At 65.1% G+C, this 19,793-nt stretch carries 19 protein-coding genes, 1 tRNA gene and 1 riboswitch; of the genes, 3 read left to right on the top strand and 17 right to left on the bottom strand.

Annotated features, from left to right (window positions below; translation table 11 throughout):
• Positions 1-133 precede the first annotated feature (133 nt).
• From NYR55_RS14515 to NYR55_RS14535, 5 genes are all read right to left on the bottom strand, one after another.
• A complete protein-coding gene (locus NYR55_RS14515) occupies positions 134-1,339 on the bottom strand; it encodes an acyl-CoA dehydrogenase (protein WP_260022271.1) in 1,206 nt (401 codons plus the stop codon).
• A gap of 100 nt (positions 1,340-1,439) precedes the next feature.
• Positions 1,440-2,543, bottom strand: coding sequence for an LPS export ABC transporter permease LptG (lptG, locus tag NYR55_RS14520; RefSeq protein WP_260022272.1), 1,104 nt, complete (start codon positions 2,541-2,543; stop codon positions 1,440-1,442).
• Entirely contained in the window at positions 2,540-3,733 is a 1,194-nt protein-coding gene (lptF, locus tag NYR55_RS14525) for an LPS export ABC transporter permease LptF (protein WP_260022273.1), read from the bottom strand. The genes lptG and lptF overlap by 4 nt, the downstream gene beginning before the upstream one ends.
• A gap of 141 nt (positions 3,734-3,874) precedes the next feature.
• Positions 3,875-5,134, bottom strand: a complete 1,260-nt coding sequence (locus NYR55_RS14530) for an aminotransferase class I/II-fold pyridoxal phosphate-dependent enzyme (protein ID WP_260022274.1) — start codon at positions 5,132-5,134, stop codon at positions 3,875-3,877.
• 107 nt (positions 5,135-5,241) lie between these two features.
• Positions 5,242-5,487: an acyl carrier protein gene (locus NYR55_RS14535; protein WP_260022275.1), complete on the bottom strand. Its 246-nt coding sequence runs from the start codon at positions 5,485-5,487 to the stop codon at positions 5,242-5,244.
• Positions 5,488-5,589: 102 nt separating this feature from the next.
• Here NYR55_RS14535 and NYR55_RS14540 point away from each other — a divergent pair, with 102 nt between their 5' ends.
• The gene (locus NYR55_RS14540) at positions 5,590-6,009 is read left to right on the top strand and encodes an OmpA family protein (RefSeq protein WP_260022276.1); all 420 of its coding nucleotides are present in this window, start codon (positions 5,590-5,592) and stop codon (positions 6,007-6,009) included.
• Positions 6,010-6,162: 153 nt separating this feature from the next.
• Here NYR55_RS14540 and NYR55_RS14545 read toward each other — a convergent pair whose 3' ends face one another.
• From NYR55_RS14545 to hspQ, 11 genes are all read right to left on the bottom strand, one after another.
• The gene (locus NYR55_RS14545) at positions 6,163-7,068 is read right to left on the bottom strand and encodes an NAD(P)H-binding protein (protein ID WP_260022277.1); all 906 of its coding nucleotides are present in this window, start codon (positions 7,066-7,068) and stop codon (positions 6,163-6,165) included.
• Positions 7,065-8,165, bottom strand: a complete 1,101-nt coding sequence (gene proB, locus NYR55_RS14550) for a glutamate 5-kinase (RefSeq protein WP_260022278.1) — start codon at positions 8,163-8,165, stop codon at positions 7,065-7,067. The genes NYR55_RS14545 and proB overlap by 4 nt, the downstream gene beginning before the upstream one ends.
• 55 nt (positions 8,166-8,220) lie before the next feature.
• Entirely contained in the window at positions 8,221-9,105 is an 885-nt protein-coding gene (locus tag NYR55_RS14555; protein WP_260022279.1) for an alpha/beta hydrolase, read from the bottom strand.
• 71 nt (positions 9,106-9,176) lie between these two features.
• Positions 9,177-10,226, bottom strand: coding sequence for a GTPase ObgE (gene obgE, locus NYR55_RS14560; RefSeq protein ID WP_260022280.1), 1,050 nt, complete (start codon positions 10,224-10,226; stop codon positions 9,177-9,179).
• 45 nt (positions 10,227-10,271) lie between these two features.
• Entirely contained in the window at positions 10,272-10,892 is a 621-nt protein-coding gene (locus NYR55_RS14565) for a TetR family transcriptional regulator (protein ID WP_260022281.1), read from the bottom strand.
• A 67-nt stretch (positions 10,893-10,959) separates the two neighbouring features.
• The gene (locus NYR55_RS14570; RefSeq protein WP_260022283.1) at positions 10,960-11,520 is read right to left on the bottom strand and encodes a GNAT family N-acetyltransferase; all 561 of its coding nucleotides are present in this window, start codon (positions 11,518-11,520) and stop codon (positions 10,960-10,962) included.
• Between the two features lie 188 nt (positions 11,521-11,708).
• Entirely contained in the window at positions 11,709-11,978 is a 270-nt protein-coding gene (gene rpmA, locus NYR55_RS14575) for a 50S ribosomal protein L27 (RefSeq protein WP_260022285.1), read from the bottom strand.
• Positions 11,979-12,008: 30 nt separating this feature from the next.
• Entirely contained in the window at positions 12,009-12,383 is a 375-nt protein-coding gene (rplU, locus tag NYR55_RS14580; protein ID WP_260022287.1) for a 50S ribosomal protein L21, read from the bottom strand.
• Between the two features lie 190 nt (positions 12,384-12,573).
• Entirely contained in the window at positions 12,574-15,249 is a 2,676-nt protein-coding gene (locus tag NYR55_RS14585; protein ID WP_260022288.1) for a TonB-dependent receptor, read from the bottom strand.
• Positions 15,250-15,392: 143 nt separating this feature from the next.
• Entirely contained in the window at positions 15,393-15,950 is a 558-nt protein-coding gene (locus NYR55_RS14590; protein WP_260022289.1) for a GNAT family N-acetyltransferase, read from the bottom strand.
• A 311-nt stretch (positions 15,951-16,261) separates the two neighbouring features.
• On the bottom strand, positions 16,262-16,648 hold the full coding sequence (gene hspQ, locus NYR55_RS14595) for a heat shock protein HspQ (RefSeq protein ID WP_260022290.1): 387 nt from the start codon (positions 16,646-16,648) through the stop codon (positions 16,262-16,264).
• Between the two features lie 146 nt (positions 16,649-16,794).
• Between hspQ and NYR55_RS14600 the strand changes: the two genes are divergently transcribed.
• A tRNA-Ser gene (locus NYR55_RS14600) sits at positions 16,795-16,884 on the top strand.
• 80 nt (positions 16,885-16,964) lie between these two features.
• Here the strand turns inward: NYR55_RS14600 and cobU are convergent.
• On the bottom strand, positions 16,965-17,468 hold the full coding sequence (cobU, locus tag NYR55_RS14605) for a bifunctional adenosylcobinamide kinase/adenosylcobinamide-phosphate guanylyltransferase (protein WP_260022291.1): 504 nt from the start codon (positions 17,466-17,468) through the stop codon (positions 16,965-16,967).
• Between the two features lie 42 nt (positions 17,469-17,510).
• Positions 17,511-17,715: riboswitch (cobalamin riboswitch) on the top strand.
• Between the two features lie 144 nt (positions 17,716-17,859).
• Between cobU and NYR55_RS14610 the strand changes: the two genes are divergently transcribed.
• Positions 17,860-19,791, top strand: coding sequence for a TonB-dependent receptor (locus NYR55_RS14610; RefSeq protein WP_260022292.1), 1,932 nt, complete (start codon positions 17,860-17,862; stop codon positions 19,789-19,791).
• The last annotated feature ends 2 nt before the right edge of the window (positions 19,792-19,793 follow it).

Raw genomic sequence — 19,793 nt, forward strand, 5'->3', positions numbered from 1 at the left:
ATGGCAGGATCGATCCAACCGTTTGGGTTCATAACGGTAATCGAATGAATGCACTTTGCCGGTCCGCGAACGCCGACACCGGCCGGGCGGCGGGGGCCGGTTGCCGCCGCCACCCGTCGCCGCGCCGCTCGCGTCAGAATGCAGCGATGCCCGTGATCGACCGGCCCAGGATCAGGGCGTGGACGTCGTGCGTCCCTTCATAGGTGTTGACCGTTTCCAGGTTCACGGCGTGGCGCATCACCTGATATTCGCCGGAAATGCCGTTGCCGCCGTGCATGTCGCGGGCCTGACGCGCAATCTCCAGCGCCTTGCCGACATTGTTGCGCTTGACGATGCTGATCATTTCCGGCGCGAACCGGCCCTGATCGATCAATCGCCCGACGCGCAGCGACGCCTGCAGCGCCAGCGCGATATCGGTCTGCATATCGGCCAGCTTTTTCTGGAACAGCTGCGTCGCGGCCAGCGGGCGGCCGAACTGATGCCGGTCCAGGCCATATTGCCGGGCGGCGTGGTAACAGAATTCCGCCGCGCCCAGCACGCCCCAGCTGATGCCGTATCGTGCGCGATTAAGGCAAGAAAACGGACCTTTCAGCCCCTCGACATCCGGCAGCAGGGCAGTTTCCGGCACCTCCACCTCGTCCATCACGATCATGCCCGTGATCGATGCGCGCAGGCTCAACTTGCCCTCGATCTTCGGCGCGGACAGGCCAGCCATGCCCTTTTCCAGCACAAAGCCGCGGATCGCGCCGCCATGCGCGTCGGATTTCGCCCACACCACGAACACGTCGGCGATCGGCGAATTGGAAATCCACGTCTTGCTGCCGTTCAGGCGGTATCCGCCCTCCACCTTGGTCGCGCGCGTCTTCATGCCCGCCGGATCGGACCCGGCATCGGGTTCGGTCAGGCCGAAACAGCCGATCCATTCCCCGCTCGCCAGCTTGGGCAGATATCGCTGCTTCTGTTCCTCCGACCCAAAGGCGTGGATGGGATACATGACCAGCGACGATTGCACGCTCATCATCGAACGGTATCCCGAATCGATGCGCTCCACCTCGCGCGCGATCAGGCCATAGGCGACATAGGATGCGCCCACGCCGCCATATTCGGCCGGGATGGTGGGGCCCAGCAGACCCACTTCGCCCATCTCCCGGAAAATGGCGGGATCGGTGCGTTCCTCGGCAAAGGCGTCGATGACGCGTGGTGCCAGCTTGTCAGCGGCATAGGCGCGCGCGGTGTCGCGGATCATCCGCTCGTCATCGTCAAGCTGATCGTCGATCAGAAACGGGTCGGCCCAGTCAAAACGCTGCACTTTCGATCCTCTGCACTGCTTGTCTGTCATGGACAGCCGGTTGCGGCTGTATGCTGCCCGGTGTCCACGATCGCCGCCCGTTCGACAAGCGCCCTGATCGGTGCCGGTATCGCGGGCGCGGCATCCCGTCCTATTCCTCGGTGCGGACCAGCACCGCCTCACCGATCAGCAGGAACAGCAGGAATGGCGCCCATGCGGCCAGGAACGGCGGATATGCCCCGATATTCCCCATGGCGAGCGCGAAATTGTCCGCCACGAAATACGCAAAGCCCAGCGCCATGCCGATCACCGCGCGCACAAACAGCTTGCCCGACCGCGCCAGACCAAAGGCCGATACCGCGCCCAGCAGCGGCATCAGCACCGCGGAAAGCGGCGCGGACAGCTTGTGCCACAGGCTGCCTTCCAGCGCCTTGGTCGGGCGGCCCGCGGCCTTCAGATCGTCGATCGCCGCCGACAGCTCGATGAACGACAGGCCATCGGCGTTCACCGATCCAAGCGAGAACTGGTCCGGCCGCACTTCCGGGCCAAGCCGCACCGCGCCCACCGGCTCCAGCCTGCCGGGACCGACCAGAAATCGTTTCGCGCCGTCCAGCCGCCACTGGCCATTCTCGCGCTTGCCGGTTTCGGCCGTCAGCACGGAAATCAGCCGCCCGCCGTCGCGCTCGTAAACGGTCACGCCCTCCAGCACCGTGGCCTCGCCCCGGCCGTTCACCCGCGTCACGCGGATCAGGTTGTTGCCGTCCCGCGCCCAGACATTGGTCCTGTCGCCGCGATCGACGGGGATGGCGGCGTAATCGACCGCCTGCCACGCATCCAGCGTCGCGGTGGCGCGCGACACGATCCGCTCGTTAAAGACAAAGGACACGGCCGACACGCCCAGCGCGGCCAGCACCAGCGGCGCCAGCACCTGATGCGCGGACAGGCCCGATGCCTTCATCGCCACGACCTCGCTGTTCTGGTTCAGCGTCGACAGCGCGACGATGGTGCCCAGCAGCACGGAAAAGGGCAGGAACCGGGCAATCAGCTCCGGCACGCGCAGGCTGACATATTTCCAGATCGCCGCATCGCCATTGCCGGGCGCGGCCAGCACCTTGGCGCTTTCCGACAACAGGTCCAGCGATTGCAGCACCAGCACCAGCGCGATCAGCACCGCCGCCGTGCGCGTCACGAACAGCTTCGCCATGTACAGCGACAGTGTGCGCGAGGGAAAGAAGGAGGGGGCCTTCGCGCTCATGCCGCTGCCTTTCTGCGGCCGGGGATCAACCGGCCCAGCGCCTTGCCCGCCTTGCCGAACACCCGTTCCAGCGCGCCGATCGGCTGGCCGCCGGGGACATAGGCGATGGTGTAATACATCCACCCGACCAGCAGGGCAAAGACGACGAACGGTCCCCACAGCGCCAGCACGGGATCAACGCGGCCCAGTGCGCCGAAATCCTCGCCATATTCGTTGATCTTGTGCTGCGTCACGATCATCACGATCGACACGAACACGCCCAGCGCCGATGTCGACCGCTTCGGCGGCACGCCCAGCGCCAGCGCCAGCAGCGGCAACAGGAACATCGTCACCACCTCGACCAGCCGGAAATGCAGATTGGCCCAGCTGGCGTTGCGATCGTCCGGGTCCGCCTTCGGGTCCAGCCCAACGCGGATCAGCTCCGGCAGCGTGCGCTCAAGATTGCGCCCGCCGCGCCCGCGAAAATTCTCTGACTTGGGCAGCGGGATGGGCAGGTCATGCTGGGAAAAGGTCAGGACGCGCGGTTCGGTAAATCCCGGTTCGTAATGCAGCAGCGTGCCGTTGGTCAGGCGGAACAGGATCGTCTCCTTGTCCTCCGTCGCCAGGAACTGGCCGCGCTCCGCCGCCACGGCCATCCACCGGTCATTGTCCTGCCGCATCTGCGCGAAAATGCCCGACAGGCGCGTGCCCTTGTCGGCGCTTTCCTCGATCCGGACGGTGATGTTGCCGGGAAAGGTGGTGAACTCGCCCACTTTGATCGACGCGCCCAGCGCGCCGGACCGCAGGTCGAACCGCAGCTCCTCGTAATTGTACCGCGACCAGGGCTGCACCCATCCGACGATCAGCAGGTTGAGCAGCGCCAGGCCGATTGCAAAGAAATACGGCACGCGCAGCAACCGGCCATAGCCCATGCCGACGGCGCGCATCACATCCAGTTCGGATGACGTGGCCAGCTTGCGAAAGGCAAGCAGCGTGCCCAGCAACATCCCGATGGGGATGCCCAAGCCCATATATTCGGGCAACAGATTGGCCAGCATCCGCCACACGACGCTGACCGGCCCGCCCTCTGCCGCGACAAAATCGAACAGGCGCAGCATCCGGTCGAGCACCAGCAGCATCGCGGCGATGATCAGCGTGGAAAACAGCGGCACCGCGATCAGTCGCGCCATGTAGCGATCGATTGACTGCATCACGCGCGGATATGCCTTTCGGACCGACCCGCTTGAACGCGGGCGTTCATGAATTGTCCGCCGATATAGCGATGGCGGGGCGGGCCGTCACCCCTTGCCGGGCCATTCCGGCAATCGCGGTGTCCGGCCGGACGGAACGGGTCAGTCGAGGACGCCCACCGCCTTGCCCGCCGCCTCGAACATCCCCAGCACGCGGGTCAGCTGTTCGGGCGTATGTTCCGCGCACAGCGAACAGCGCAGCAGGAACGTGCCCGCCGGTGTCGCGGGCGGCCGGGCCATGTTCACGTACAGGCCGTTTTCCAGCAGCGCCTGCCACATCGCCACTGCCTGGGTCTGATCGGTCAGGATGACGGCGATGATCGCGCTTTCCGGGCTTTCGGTGCCCAGCTTGAAGCCCAGCGCCTTCAGCCCGCCGTGCAGCATCCGGGCATTGGACCACAGCCGCTCGCGCTTGTCGTGCGCGGTCATCAGCTTGCGGATCGATGTGGTCGCGGTCGCCACCACGCTCGGCGGCAGCGATGCGGTAAAGATATAGGGGCGGCACGCCAGCCGGATCGCCTCGAACTTCGGATGGTTCGACACGCAGAACCCGCCGACGGTGCCGACCGATTTCGAAAAGGTGCCGACGACGAAATCGACATCCGCCTCGCACCCCTGCGCCTCATACACGCCGCGGCCGTTGGGGCCGAAAAATCCCATGGAATGGGCCTCGTCGGACAGGACCATGGCGCCATGCTTCTTGGCGACGGCGACCATTTCCTTCAGCGGGCCGATATCGCCCAGCATCGAATAAACGCCCTCCAGCACCACCAGCTTGCCGGCATCGGCGGGCAGGCGGCCCAGCCGCTTGTCCAGATCGGCAATGTCGTTGTGGCGGAACCGGACGATCTCGGCCACGCCCTGCTTGCACCCGTCATAGATGCTGGCATGGCTGTCGGCGTCCAGGATGATGTAATCGCCCTTGCCCGCCAGGGTGGAAATCATGCCCAGATTGGCCATGTATCCGGTCGAAAACACGATGGCGCCCGACACGCCGTAAAAGTCGCGCAGGGCCTGTTCCACCTCCATATGGTCGCGGAACGTGCCGTTCAGCATCCGGCTGCCATTGGTGCCCGACCCGAACTGATCGAGCGCGGCATGGCCCGCGGCGATCACGTCCGCATCGAACGTCATGCCCATATAGTTGTACGTGCCCAGCAGGATGGTCGGCTTGCCCTTGATCACCGCCTCGGTCGGGCTGGTGACGCGCTCCATCACGATGGCGAACGGATCGGTGACGCCGCTGTCCAGCAGCGCCTGACGCTCCGCGATCAGGCCATCGAACTTGCTCATCAGGTCGCGGGGCTCCGGCGTGGTCAGCGCCTCGGCGGGGGCGTGCGCGGTTGCTGCGGCTTCGGTCATCACGTCATCCTCGTCCCGAACCGGTCCCGTCGATCATGGTCGGGAGCCGGCCGGTATGGTGCCCGATCCCGTTTCGCGGCGTGGCGTGAAACGGACGGGGCGGGGGGTTAAGCGTTCTTCAGCTTCGCGACGGCGTCGACCAGCTGGCCGACCGTCTCGATTTCCGCCTGCATGTTCATCGTGATGATGATGTCGAACTCGTCCTCGATCGACGCGACGAAATCCATCACGGTCAGGCTGTCCCATTCCAGATCGCCGGCAAAGGTCGTTCCTTCGCCCAGGGCAACGCCCTTTTTGTTGAACGGTTCGATCAGGCCGGAAACGGTCTCAAAAATCTGGCTGCGGTCGGTCATGCGGCGTCCCTTAATCTGCTGCATCCCCCCTGCCAAGCGATTGCGGCGAAATCGGGGTCGGTCCGATTGCCTTTAAGGCCAGCTTGCGCGACGCTTGCCTTCATGCGTGCGCTCGTCCCTCTCCTGTGTGTCCTGCTTGCGGGCAACGCGGCGCCGGCCGCCGCCGATCCCTGTACGCGGGGACCGTTCATCGTCTTTTTCGAATGGCAGTCGGATGCCCTGTCGCCTGAATCGCAACAGGTGCTGGCCAATGCGCTAAAGCGTCGCGGGCAGTGTGGTGGCACCCGGATGCTCGTTTCCGGCCACAGCGACACCAGCGAACAGCCGGGCACGGACATGGCCCGCGCGCGTGCCGTCGATCGCTGGCTGATGCGCCACGGGACCGCCCCCGACGACATTCGTGTGGAGGCGCTCGGCACATCGCGCCTGCGGATCGAAACCGGCCCGAACATCCGGGAATTTCAGAACCGCCGGGTCGAAATCATCTACCGCCCGACCGCAATCGAACCGCTTGAAAAGTAGGATTTCGCCTGCTTTCCCAATCGGATGGCGGCTCGGGCAACAGGTTCGGATGATGGGCGTCAACGGCATGGGCGCGGGTTGTCACCCCGTCCGTACACCCGTGATTTGTGTCAAAACTGTCAAAACTCGCATGCCGCTGACCGGCGGGTCGGGCTACAGCAGGCCGGCGTCACGATACCAGACCGCCGTTTCCGCCAGCCCCGGTTCGGTCGCAATCCGGGGCTGCCACAGGCTCGCCGGGGGGCGGGCGGTTTCCGCGACGGTCCAGTCGGGATGGCACATGTAACCGACCCGGTCGGGGGTCAGCTTGGCCCGGTCGCCCTGAACCATCCGGGCGATCTGCGCGGCCAGTGCCATGACGGGGCGGGGCATGGACAAGGGAATGGCCCGGCCGCCCGTCGCCCGGCCCAGCGCGCGGGCGAAATCGGCATGGCTCCATCCCCGCGGCGTCTCGTCATCCGCCTCATACACCGCGCGAACGCCGACCGGCTCCAGCGCCAGCGCCAGCAACAGCCGGGCCAGGTCGTCGACATGGATGGTGGAAAACCGGCCCGGCGGGGGCAGGGGCACCACGCCCCGCTTTGCCAGCCGGAACATCTCCAGCATCTCATGGTCGCCGGGACCGTAAATCGCGGGGGGACGCACGATGGTCCAGTCAAGGCCGCTGGCCATCACCAGCTTGTCGCCCTCTGCCTTGGACCAGCCATAGATGGACAGGTTCGGCTCGCGCGCCGACAGCGAACTGACATGGACGAACCGGCGAACCCCCGCCGATTGCGCGGCTTCCAGCATGGCGCGGGTGCCGTCGACATTGCCCGCGACGAACCCGGCCCGGTCGGGCGCGTTGACGACGCCCGCGACATGGATGACCGCCTCTGCACCCTGAACCAGCGCGGCCAGGCTGTCCGCCCGGTCCAGCGCGCCGGGAACCCAGGTGACGCCGGGCCGCTCCGCCCGGTCCCGGCGGGTCAGCGCCCGGACGGCATGGCCGCTGTCCGTCGCCAGTTCGATCAACCGCGTGCCGACGAACCCGGTGCCTCCGGTGATCGCGACAATCACAGCATCACCAGATGATCGCGGTGGACCAGTGCGGAACGCGGTGCATAGCCAAGGATTGCGGCCTGCTCCTCGCTCCTTTTGCCCAGCAGCCGGGCGGCATCATGCGCATCATATTCGGAAAGGCCGCGGGCAATCGGCCCCGCCGGCCCCTCGATCGTCACCGGATCGCCCCGGAAAAACGCGCCGCGGACCGACACCGCACCTGCCGCCAACAGGCTCTTGCCCTCGCTCAGCGCCCGCGCTGCGCCCGCATCCACGACGATGCTGCCCTTGGCCGTCAACCGCCCGGCCAGCCATGCCTTGCGCGCCCGCGCCCGCTTTTCCGGCACGAACAGCGTATGCCGCGCCTTTGCCGACAGCGGCCGGTCGACCCGGCCCGATGCGATGGCCAGCGCAACGCCGGCGCCGCACGCGATCTTTGCCGCCTCGATCTTGGACACCATGCCGCCCGATCCCATGCCGCTGGCGGATCCCCGGTCGGCCATCCCCTCGATCCCGCCATCGATCCGCTCGACCAGCGGGATATGCACTGCGCCGGGCAGGGCGGGGTTGCGATCGTACAGGCCATCAATGTCGGACAACAGGATGACGCCCTGCGCCCCCGCCGCCTGCGCCACCCGCGCGGCCAGCCGGTCATTGTCGCCGAACCGGATTTCGGCCGTCGCCACGCTGTCATTCTCGTTGATGACCGGTACGACGTTCAGGCCCAGCAAGCGGTCCAGCGTTGCGGACGCGTTCAGATACCGCCGCCGGTCCTCAAGATCGTCCAGCGTGACCAGCATCTGCGCCGCCGTCAGCCCCTCTGCCCCCAGCACTTCGGCCCATACCTGGCTCAGCGCGATCTGCCCGGTCGCCGCCGCAGCCTGCGCATCCTCCAGGCTGGCACGCCCGCCTTTGGCCAGGCCCAGCCGCCGCGCGCCCAGCGCAATCGCTCCGGACGACACCACGGCCACCTGCTGGCCCGCGCTGGCCCGGGCCGCAATGTCCGCCGCAATCCCCGCCAGCCAATCCCGCCGCACGCCGCCATTATCGACAAGCAGCGCCGACCCGATCTTGACGATCAGGCGGGGGCAGGATGCGGGCGGAAACAGCTGCATGGCCCAGCGCATACAGGGCAGGCGGCCCCATTGGAAAGAGCGAAGGCGCTCCGCGTCAAAGCCGGGTTTTCAGCCAGCGATCGACGATCGGTGTCGCGGGATAATCCGCCTCGCCCAGTTTGCGGTTGATCTGCATATGCCCGATCAGGCCGCGCCCCTCGATCCCATGCAGTTCCACCGCAGTGCCGCCGCTTTTCAGCGCCTTGGCCAGCTTGCGCGACTGTTCGGTGCCGTCGCTGCGCTGAACGTGCAGGATCAGGAACGCCGGTGCATTGGGCGCGGCCGCGTGCAGGGTGGGGGACAGCGCCCGCTGCCGCGCCGGATCGGTGCCGAATGCCTGTTCATAGGTCGATTGCATCATCCGGTTGCGCCCGTCCATCTGCTGCGCAACGTCATAGGCCGCACCATCCAGGGGCACGACGCCGCGAATGTCGCTCAGGCTGAACCCGGCAGCGCGGGCATAGGCGGGGTCGGTGCCGACCAGCGCGACCAGATGCGCACCCGCGCTATGGCCCATCAGGATGATGCGGGCAGGATCGATGTTCAGCTGGGCCGCATTGCGCCGCGCCCAGGCAAAGGCCGCAGCGACATCGGCCGCCTGATCCTCGACCCGGTGTTCAGGGACCAGCCGGTAATTGATCGATGCCACGGCATAGCCCTGGCTCAGGAAATGGTCGACCTTGGCCGATCCGGTGGCGTTGCGTTTGTCGCCGCGCTTCCACCCGCCGCCATGCACGAACAGGATCAGCGGGGCGGGGCGGGCCGTCCCTTCGGCCCTCCAGACGTCCAGCTTCTGCTTGTCATCCTGGCCATAGGCCCGCTCGACCGGGCGATTGCGCTCGGTCCGCCCTTCGGCCCGTTCCTGTTCCGCTGCGCGCGTCATCGCAATCGGCGACAGCGCAATCCCTGCCATCACCGTTGCTGCAACCAGCATCCGCATGATTCGACCTCCCCTTCGTTACGAAGGCGGTTTGATCGCTCAATCTTGCTGAATATTGGCTTTACGGGCGATTATACCGGGGACCATTCGATTGCGTCCTCACCATCGTCCTCGCTGCTGTCGTCGCGCTTGCCCTCGCCGATCGCTTCCAGGAGCTTGTCCAGCACCCAATCGACGCCGGTGCCGCTGACGCCCGATAGCGGGATGACCGGGCCGCCGCTCGCCTCTTCCAGTTCGGCGGAAAGCGCCGCAACCAGTTCCTCGTCCAGCGTATCGATCTTGTTCAGCGCAACGACGACCGGCTTGTCCTCCAGCCCCGCGCCATATGCGGTCAGCTCGTCGCGCACGATGCGATAGCTGGTGGCGACATCCGCATCATTGGCATCGATCAGATGCAACAGGACCCGGCACCGTTCGATATGGCCCAGAAACCGGTCGCCAATGCCCGCACCATCGGCCGCACCCTCGATCAGTCCGGGGATGTCCGCGACGACAAATTCCTCGCCCTTGTGCCGCACCACGCCCAGCTGAGGCCGGGTGGTGGTGAACGCATAGGCGCCAACCTTTGCCTGCGCATTGGTCACCGCGTTGATGAACGTCGATTTGCCCGCATTGGGCAGCCCGACCAGGCCGGCATCGGCCAGCAGCTTGAGCCGCAGCCACAGCCACGCCTCATCCCCCGGCCAGCCGGTGCCATGCTGACGCGGCGCACGGTTGGTGCTCGTCTTGTAACTGGCATTGCCGCGCCCGCCATCGCCGCCGCGCAGGAACACGACGCGCTGCCCCTCCTCGGTCAGGTCGAGCAGGAGCGTCCGCTCCTCGTCATCGGCCAGGACCTGCGTGCCCACCGGCACCTTGATGATCAGGTCTTCGCCGCCCGCGCCCGTTTTGTTCGCGCCGGATCCGCCCTTGCCGCGCGGTGCACGGAAATGCTGAGTATAGCGAAAGTCGATCAGCGTATTGAGGCCGTGGACAGCCTCAAAAATGATATCGCCGCCCTTGCCGCCATCGCCGCCGTCGGGGCCGCCATATTCGATGAACTTTTCGCGCCGGAAACTGACGGCGCCGGGGCCACCCGTGCCGGAACGGACGAAAATCTTTGCCTGATCGAGGAAATGCATGGCCGCGCCCTTAACCGATTGCGACGCGGGGCGATAGGGTGCGGCTCACACCGCCGTCTTGCCCTCATGCGCAGCCAGCAGCATCCGCGCCGCCAGTTCCCGCGCCTTCTCGCGGGGCAGGCCAAGCGCGCGGGCCATCGGCGCCCCCAGCAGCGCATCGCCCAGCGCCATCAGTACCAGGCTGAGTGTTTCCTCGTGCAGCGAATGGCTTTCGCTGAAATGGCTGTCCGTCGCCAGTTCGTCGACCAGCCGGTGGATCGCCTCAAGGATCGGATCCAGCGCATCCTCGTTCCCGGACAGGATCATCCAGCTGGCCAGCGCGCCCGCACCTTCGGAGTCAAAGGCATCGAAGGTCAGATCGACGACCTCGCGCGGATTCTGGTCCCCCTCGCGCGAACGGACGACCGCTGCGCCGATCTTGGTGGTGATCGTTTCCGCCAGATGCTCGATCAGTGCCCGCTGCAGCCCGGCCGCACTGCCGAAATGGTGGAGCAGATTGGCATGGGTGCGCCCGATCCGCGCGGCCACCGCCTTCAGCGTCACGGCCTGTGGTCCCATTTCCATCAGCAGCGCGCGGGCAGCCTCGATCGCCGCTTCGCGCGATTCTTCGGGGCTAAGGCGGCGACGGGCGGCGGCCGGGTTCAACGTGGCGATTTCTACGGTCATTACCCGCGATATGTGGCCCAAACCGGCGCGGAAGGCAAAGCGCCAATGCACCGGTTCGGGCCGCGCATCACGCCGCCATCTGTGCCAGCGGTCGATCGTCGTCCGTCTGCTGTTCCGCCGTCAGGGACAGCGCCATGTCGATGCATTCGGCATGGCCCTGCCGCGCGGTGGACCAGCCGGGGGAACGCCCGGTCGGCGTAAAGCCCAACCGGGCCAGCACCCGGCCCGATGCGGGATTGTCGATGAAATGGCTGGCGGTCAGACGGCGTACGCCCATGGTGCGGGCCAGCGCGATGACGGCATGGCCCGCTTCGGTCGCATAGCCCCGACCCCAGGCCTGCGGAGTCAGCCAGTATCCGAACTCTGTCGGCCGATCCTCGAAGGGGCCATAGCCGATGCCCCCGATGATCGGTGCAGCATCGCCGTCGCGCGAACAGATCAGAAAGGACGCGGCATCCCGCCGGGCCTGCATCTGGCCTAGAAACGCCTGTGCATCCGCAATGCCATAGGGCCATGGCGCGCGCGACAGGTGGCGCACCACGTCCCAATGACCCATGGCGTGGGCGAGTTCGGCCGCATCGTCGGTCCAGCCGGGACGCAGCATCAGCCGTTGTGTACGCACGAACATCGGGCACTCTCCTCTGCTCTGTTGCCCGCCCCATGAACGTCGGAAATGACGTTTTGGGGTCAGCAGCCGAAGGGGAGGGAGCAATAAAAAAGGGAGCCGGGGCGACCCGTCTCCCTTGTTTGCTGGTTTCTCCGTTGCCGGGGAAACTCCGGGTCGTCCTGGTGGACAACCCGGCTGGTTGTCCGATGTTATTCGGCGGCCTCTGCAATCATGTCCACCGACGCGAACTTGCGACCAAGCTTGCCTTCGCGGAACGATACGCGGCCATCGACGAGCGCGAAAAGGGTATGGTCCTTGCCCATGCCCACATTGGTGCCCGGATAGAATTTGGTGCCGCGCTGGCGCACGATGATGTTGCCGGCGACCACTTCCTGGCCACCGAACTTCTTCACGCCAAGACGCCGGCCTGCCGAATCACGACCGTTGCGCGACGAGCCGCCTGCCTTCTTATGTGCCATGACCTATACTCCTCGTGTCTCGTGTGGGGCTCAGGCTTCCGCGGCCGGGGCTTCTGCCTCGGCGGGAGCGGCCTCTGCCTTCTTGGCCTTGGCGGCCTTCTTCTTCGCTTCGCCGATGGCAACGATCTTCAGGATCGTGTGCTGCTGGCGGTGGCCGTTCTTGCGGCGATAATTGTGGCGGCGGCGCTTCTTGAAGACGATAACCTTCTCGCCCTTCGCCTGGGCAATCACCTCGGCGGTGACGGTCAGGCCGTCCACCGGCTTCAGCTCGCTGCCTTCACCGGCGAGCAGAACGTCGCCCAGCGTGACCGACGAACCGGCCTCGCCCTCGATCTTTTCGACGACGATCTTGTCTCCTGCGGCAACGCGATACTGCTTGCCGCCCGTGCGTACGACTGCGAACATTTTCCGGCGATTTCCCAATATAATCTATGCCGCGACGCCAGGGGCTCCGCGGGTGAGCGGGCCAGCTATGCGATGGGGGGCGGAAAGTCAACCGATCAGGCACGATTTCCCGCTATTCGGACGACATCGTGCATCGTCCACGAAAAAGCGGCGGGATTGCTCCCGCCGCCCTTCGTCCGTTCAGCCCCGATCAGAAGCTGAGATTGAGGCGCGCGTAATAAAAGCCGCCATTGATCCCGATCGGCGAATCGTCGGGATAGACGGTACCCGCAATCGTCCCGCCAGTGAACGGATACCAGTTCTGGACCGGGATATTGTTGGCTGTCGGACCGTTCAGCCCGGTCGCCCGGTAATTCCGGTCCGGATAGTTGTTGAGCAGGTTTTCCGCACCCACTGCAAACCGCGCCCAAGGCGTGATCTGGATGCCGGTTTCGACGTCGAACGTCCATTCCGATCCGATCACCAGATCGCCGCCATCGGCCGGCAGTGCAAAGCTGGTATATTTGTCGAAATAATTCGCCCGTAGGACGATGGTCGTCGGCCCGTTGGTGTAGGTTTCGGTGATGTTGCCGCGGAATTTCGGCAGCCCGTTTTCGATATTCCCTTCGCGGACCCGATCGATCAGCGTCAGCTGGCCGAAGATGGGGCCAGCATTGATGGTGTCGGCGCGGGTCACCTCGGTCTTGTTGTAATTGCCCGCCACGGTCGTGTTGAACCGGCCGATGTCGGTGTTCAGCACATAATTGGCGACTACGTCGACACCCTGTGTCCGGGTGGCGAAGGCGTTGGTGAAATAGCGCAGTCGGCCGAGCGATTCTGCGTTGGCGACATTCGCGTCGCGCAGCGCCTGGCGCCGGGCCTCGGTATTGATTTCGATGTTCCCGGTAAGGCCGATGCGGTCATCCACCTCGATATTATAGTAATCAATGGTCACCGACAGCGCCGATGTCGGCGTGAACACCACACCTGCCGAATAGTTTTTCGACGTTTCCGGGGTCAGCGGCGTAGCGCCGGCCGCCTGGGCCGCTGCGGTGGCCACAGGATAGATGGCCGATTCGATCGGATTGGCGCCCGAAAATGCCGTGGCGACGTTCGTGGTGAACAGCTGGCCCGGTGTCGGCGCCCGGAAGCCCGTGCTGGCCGCGCCGCGGATGGCAAGGGCAGGGCTGAACTCATAGCGCGCCGTCGCCTTCCAGTTGGTCGTGGTGCCGAACCCGTCGAAGTTTTCGTGCCGGACCGCGCCAGACAGCGACAGCCCCTCGATCAGATCGACTTCCAGTTCGCCGTAAATGGCGTAGCTGTTCCGCCCCTGATTGATCGTTGAATCCGGGCCATAGCCAGGAAAGCCGTTCGACCCGAGCTGCTGGGCGGTATTGGTCCGGATGACGCCATTCGCGTCGCGGAAGCTTTGCAGGCCATAAGGCCCGATCGCATAGGAAGCGGGATCGCCCAGCGAGATCTGATACGCCTCGTTCCGATGTTCGCCGCCGAATGCGATCGTCAGGTCCGATGCCAGCCCCAGATCGACCGGATAGGTGAAGTCGGCGTTGAAGTTCGTTTCACGCTGGGTCAACCGACCCATATAGAAATCGAACGGCGAATCCGGGCCAAGCGACGGATTGAGCGTGTTCGTCATGTAATAGTCGATCGAGTTCTCGCCATAACTGGCCGAGACATCGAAGTTCAGGCCGCCAAGGTTGCCGCGCAGGCCGCCAACCGTCGACAGGTCCTTTACCGTGCCGAAAAAGCGCGGGGTAAAGCCCAGCGGATAGATGCTGTTGAAATTGAACGTCGGGCCGGTCCCGTCATAGACGGGCCGACCCCGCGCATCCGTCAGGCCGGGGATGACGCGGGTATAGAGCGTGTTGAAGATGCCGCCCGCCGCGCCATAGGTCGTCGGGTTGCCGAACTGGTTGGGGCCAGTGAACGGCACAGGCTGACGATAGTTGAAATCGCCCTCCTGATTCGACTGTCCCATATTGCCGAAGAAATAGACCTCGACATCGTCAGTGACGGAAAAGCCGGCGTTCAGGAATCCGCGATACGCCTCGACCTTCGGGTCGCCCCAAATCTGAACGGGATTACGGATGCCGCCATATACGGCCGGGTTGCTCTGCGCCAGCAACAGGGCGCCGGGCCGCTGGACGCCGCGGCTCGTCTGTTCCGACTTCAGATATTCGAAGGCGACGGTCGTGTAATTGCCCTCGGGCAGCGGCAGGCCGTATTTCAGCGCCACCTGATAGCTTTCGCCATCGCCGCGAAAGGTCTGGCCGACGCGGGTGTTCACTTCCAGCCCGGCATCGCGCTTCAGGCCATAGTTGATGACCCCCGCGATCGCGTCCGACCCGTATTGCGCGGCCGCGCCGTCGCGCAGCACTTCGATCCGTTCAATGGCGATGGTCGGAATCTGGGCAAGGTCGGGGCCCTGTGCGCCCGCGGCAAGGCTGCCGCCGCCGATCTGCACCAGCGCGGCGCGATGCCGACGCTTGCCGTTGACGAGCACCAGGATCTGATCTGGCGGAAGGCCGCGAAGGGTCGGCGGTCGGACAAAGGTCGATCCGTCCGCGATGGCGAACCGCGCGACGTTGAACGACGGGACCAGGTTGCGCAGCAGGTTGTTCATGTCGCCGGACGCCTGGGTTTCCAGCGTCTGCGCAGAAAACACGTCGATGGGGACGGCGGATTGCGTGACGGTGCGGTCGGTCCGCCGGGTGCCGGTAACGATGATCGATTCGTCCTGGGGCGTTTCCTGGACGACCGGTTCGGCCGTGTCGGTCGGCTCGTCCGCCACCGGATCGGCGGCGAAGGGTTCGGCCCATGCAGTTGTGGGCAATGCCCACAGGCTCGCGATCGCGAGCGCGCGCATGGAAATGGATCGTGCAATCATCAAAGCTCCCCTTTGTGTTCTGCTAAGTCGTAGAAAACAGGAGCCTTTCCGATCCTCTCTTTTTCTATTCTGTCTGTCGTTTCATCGCTGGTTCCTGCTGCTGGTTTCTTTTGGTTATCGGTTCATTCGCCGATCGGGCGGCGCATCGGCACAAAGCGCAGCGTCACACCGTCATGGTCGAAAAGCTGTTCCTCGCCCGCCACAAATCCGTGTCGGGCGTAAAAAGGCACGCCGGGCAGCGTCGCCATCAGCGCAAGAGCGGTAAAGCCCTCCGCTGACGCTGCTGCGATGCAATGGTTCAACAGCATCCGGCCGACCCCCTGCCGGGCACATTCGGGCGCCACGAAAAAGGCGCGAATCCGCGCTGCCTCGGTGGCGGGCGACAGCAGGCGATCCGTGCGGCCGCCGGCCTGGTCCCCGCCGAACAGCGTCGCCCGGCGGCTCCATCCGCCACAGGCAACGGGCTGCCCATCGCCATTGGTGATGCAGTAATAGGTGCCGTCTTCGATCAGCCGGCTGTCGACGCCGAACACCTTGCGGATCGCGGTTTCGGTTTCGGCGGCGTTGTAATAGCCGTGGCTCAACCCACGGGCCGAGCGGGCGATCAGATCGTTGAGTGTGGGAATGTCATCGCGTCGCGCGGTCCTGATCGTCAGAACGGGCGAAGCGGCGCCGATCATTGGGCGGGTGCGCCATTGGTGCGCGGCGGCGCACCCCTGCTACTGTCATGGCTGGTCCAGTATCGCATCCGGCCCGATCCCCATCGTTGCAGCGGAATGATCATCCGCCGCAGTCCCCGTGCCCCGCCATCCTCTCACGCTTTGGTCTGGTTTCTGGCCGATTGCCGCAACACCCGGCGGCACAGAATCAACCGTGCAGTCATGGTTACGTAACAATGACGCACTGCGCAACCCGCTGCTGCAGTGCAGCGATCAACGGGTTATGGGTGTTGCCAATCTGCCGCGGTCGGGCGGGAAGGTGCCCCGGAAACTCAGTGCCGATGCACCGATTTCAGCCAGTATCGCCCATCGCGATAATCGTCGAACAGGCCCTTGATGTCCGGGTGATCGACCGGCTCTTCGCTTTCGTCGACGACCAGGTTCTGCTGGCTGACATAGGCGACATAGCTCTGCTCGGCATTTTCGGCGAGCAGGTGGTAAAAGGGCTGGTCCTTGCGCGGCCGGATATCCTCGGGGATGGCCTGGTACCATTCCTCGCTGTTGGCGAACACCGGATCGACGTCGAAAATGACGCCGCGAAAATCGAACAGGCGATGCCGCACGACATCACCGATCGCAAATCGGGCGGCCGATATGGCGGGCATCGGCGGCACATTGTCCATCGACAGGTTGCCCGCGGGTCGTGAATCACTGGTCATAGGCTCAATTTAGGGGTTTGTGCGGTCGCAACAAGGGACGTGTTGCGCCAGGGATGACAGAGGCGCTTGTGCCCGGCCCATCCTTGCGTTAGAGGCGCGCCTTCATTCGACCGGCCAGGGGCATTTGGGTGCCCGTTCGCCTCTGCGGAGAGGTGCCAGAGTGGTCGATTGGGACGGTCTCGAAAACCGTTGTGCCTTCACGGGTACCGTGGGTTCGAATCCCACCCTCTCCGCCACTTCCCTGCTGCCATCATTCTACAAAGAGCCACGCTAGCCTCAGCATGGTGGTGACTGCCGGTGTCATCACGCTGGGCGGTCATTTCATGCGAAGCGACAGGCCGGCGACCATCCATTCGACATGATCGGCCTGCGCGGCAATCCGCTGGTGCAGGCGGCCGGCATGGTCGCGGAACTGCCGGGCCAGCGCATTGTCGGGGACGATCCCTAGGCCGACCTCATTGCTGACCACGAAAACCGGGCAGGGCACGGCTGCCAGCGCATCGATCAGGCCATCTGCCGACATGTCGATATCCGCTTCGGCGATCAGCAGGTTGCTGAGCCACAGCGTCAGGCAATCGACCAGCAGCACGTTGCCGCTTGACCCGTGCACGCGAATGGCATCGGCCAGGTCGACGGGCGCCTCCACCGTCATCCAGCGCGAATCCCGGTCAAGCCGATGCCGTTCGATGCGATCGGTCATTTCCGCGTCGAACGCTTGCGCCGTGGCGATGAAGATCAGTCGCCCGTCCGTCGCCTCCGCCATGGCTTGTGCCCGCCGGCTCTTGCCCGACCGCGCGCCGCCCAGAATGAATGTCAGCACCCGTCGCCCGCCTTTCGCCTTGCGGGAGAGCCCGCATTATCCTAACCGGAGGCCGCGATTGGTTCCCGGAGACGGGATTAATAGGGAACGCGGAAGCGGGCGACCAGCCCGTAAGCCGCGGCTGTCCCCGCAACTGTGACCGGTGAGCGGTCGCTCCTTATGCCACTGGCCGGGCAACCGGCTGGGAAGGCGGAGCGGCCGCAGCGACCCGGGAGCCAGGAGACCTGCCAGCCGCAGTCGGTCCTTTGCGCGGACGGGGTGTTCAGCGTGATCGAGGTTCTTCCTCGCGTGACGACATCCGGTTGGGGTGGCACGCGCGGATCAACGTCCGGCGACCCGTCTGTCGTGCTTTGCGCGCGTGCGGCCCCTTTGTTGTTCAAAAGGGGAAACCATGCGCGTTGCATTCCTGAAATCCACCATTTCGCTGTTCGTCCTGACCATTGCCGGCACTGCTCATGCGCAGGAGCAGGTGACGGAGGACGGGGCATCGCCCGTCATCGTCGTCACAGCCAACCGCGGCGCCCAGCCGATCGACCGCGTTGGCCAGTCCGTGACGGTGATCGACGATGCCGAACTCACGCGCCGCCAGACCCAGACGGTCGCCGACGTGCTGCGCACCGTGCCGGGCGTGAGCATCGTTCGCAACGGCGGCGTCGGTGCGTCGACCGGCGTGTTCATCCGCGGTGCAGACAGCGATCAGACCGTGGCGCTGATCGACGGGGTCAAGCTCAACGATCCATCCTCGCCGGGTGGCGGCTTCAACTTCGGCAACCTGCTGGTCGGCAATATCGAGCGGATCGAGGTCCTGCGCGGCCCATCGTCCGTTCTTTGGGGGAGTCAGGCGATCGGGGGTGTTGTCAACATGATCACGCGCGCGCCAACGGAGGCGCTGACCGTCAATGCGCGCGGGGAATATGGCTGGCGCGATACAGGTCAGGTCGTTGGCAACATTGCGGGCAAGCTGGGGCCGCTGTCGGCCAGTGCCGGGGGTGGGTGGTTCCGCACCGATGGCCTGTCGGCGTTCAGCGAGGCGCGCGGCAGTACCGAGCTGGACGGTTACGAAAATCTGGGCGCCAATGCGAACCTGAACCTCGCCCTTGCCGAGGGCGTGTCGGTCGATGCGCGCGGATGGTATTCCGATGGCCGCGTCAATATCGACGGGTTTGCGCCCCCTGCCTTTGCGTTCGGGGATGTGAACGAGCAAGCCCGGACCCGCGAGTTCGTCGGCTATACCGGATTGAACGCCGCGCTGTTCGAGGGGCGTTTTCGCAACCGGCTGGGCTATGCCTATACCGACACCCGCCGCCGCAACATCAGCCTGGATGAACCGGAAACCGAAACCTTTGCCGCCCATGGCCGTAACGAGCGGTTCGAATATCAGGGCGTGCTGGACATCGCCACGGGATTGCAGGCAACGGCCGGTGCGGAGCGCGAAACATCCCGCTATTCCACCAGCAGCTACGGCGCGCCTGCAACGGTCGGTCGGGCGCGGATCGACAGCGTCTATGGCCAGATCGTCGCCAGCCCGGTTGGCGGACTGACCCTGACGGGCGGGGTCCGGCATGACGATCACAACCGGTTCGGCGGTGCCACGACGTTCGGCGGCAGCGGTGTGGTGGTCGTTGCAGAGACCGGCACCACCATCCGCGCCAGCTATGCCGAGGGGTTCAAGGCGCCGTCATTGTTCCAGTTGCAGAGCGATTTCGGTAATCAGCTGCTGCGCCCCGAACGGTCGAAGGGCTGGGATGCCGGCGTCACGCAGTCGCTGGTCGAAGGCGCGTTGCAGGCGAGCGCGACCTATTTCAAGCGCGATTCAACCGACCTGATCGCCTTTATCTCCTGCACAGCACCGCTGACGGGCATCTGCGCCAACCGCCCGTCCGGCACGTACGACAATGTCGCCCGCGCGCGCGCCGAGGGGGTGGAGATCGGCGTGACCATGCAGCCGGTCGAGGCCCTGCGGTTTCAGGCGAACTATACCTATACCGACGCCACCAACCGGTCGCCGGGCGACGCCAATTTCGGCAGGCAGCTGGTGCGGCGGCCGCAGCACAGCGTGACCGCGCTGATCGATTATCGCTGGTCGTTCGGCCTGGAAACGGGCGCGACGGTGACGCATGTCGGATCAACCTTTGACAACGCCAGCAACAGCCGTGTGGTCGAGGGTTATGTTCTGGCTGATCTGCGTGCGGCCATGCCAGTCACCGAGCGGATCGAGGTTTACGGCCGCGTAGAAAACCTGTTCGACGAACGCTATGAAACCGTCTTCCGCTATGGGACGCCCGGCCGGGCGGGATATGTCGGTGTCCGGCTGAGCTATTGAGC

Source organism: Sphingomonas sp. BGYR3 (assembly GCF_025153455.1).
Taxonomy (GTDB): domain Bacteria; phylum Pseudomonadota; class Alphaproteobacteria; order Sphingomonadales; family Sphingomonadaceae; genus Sphingomonas.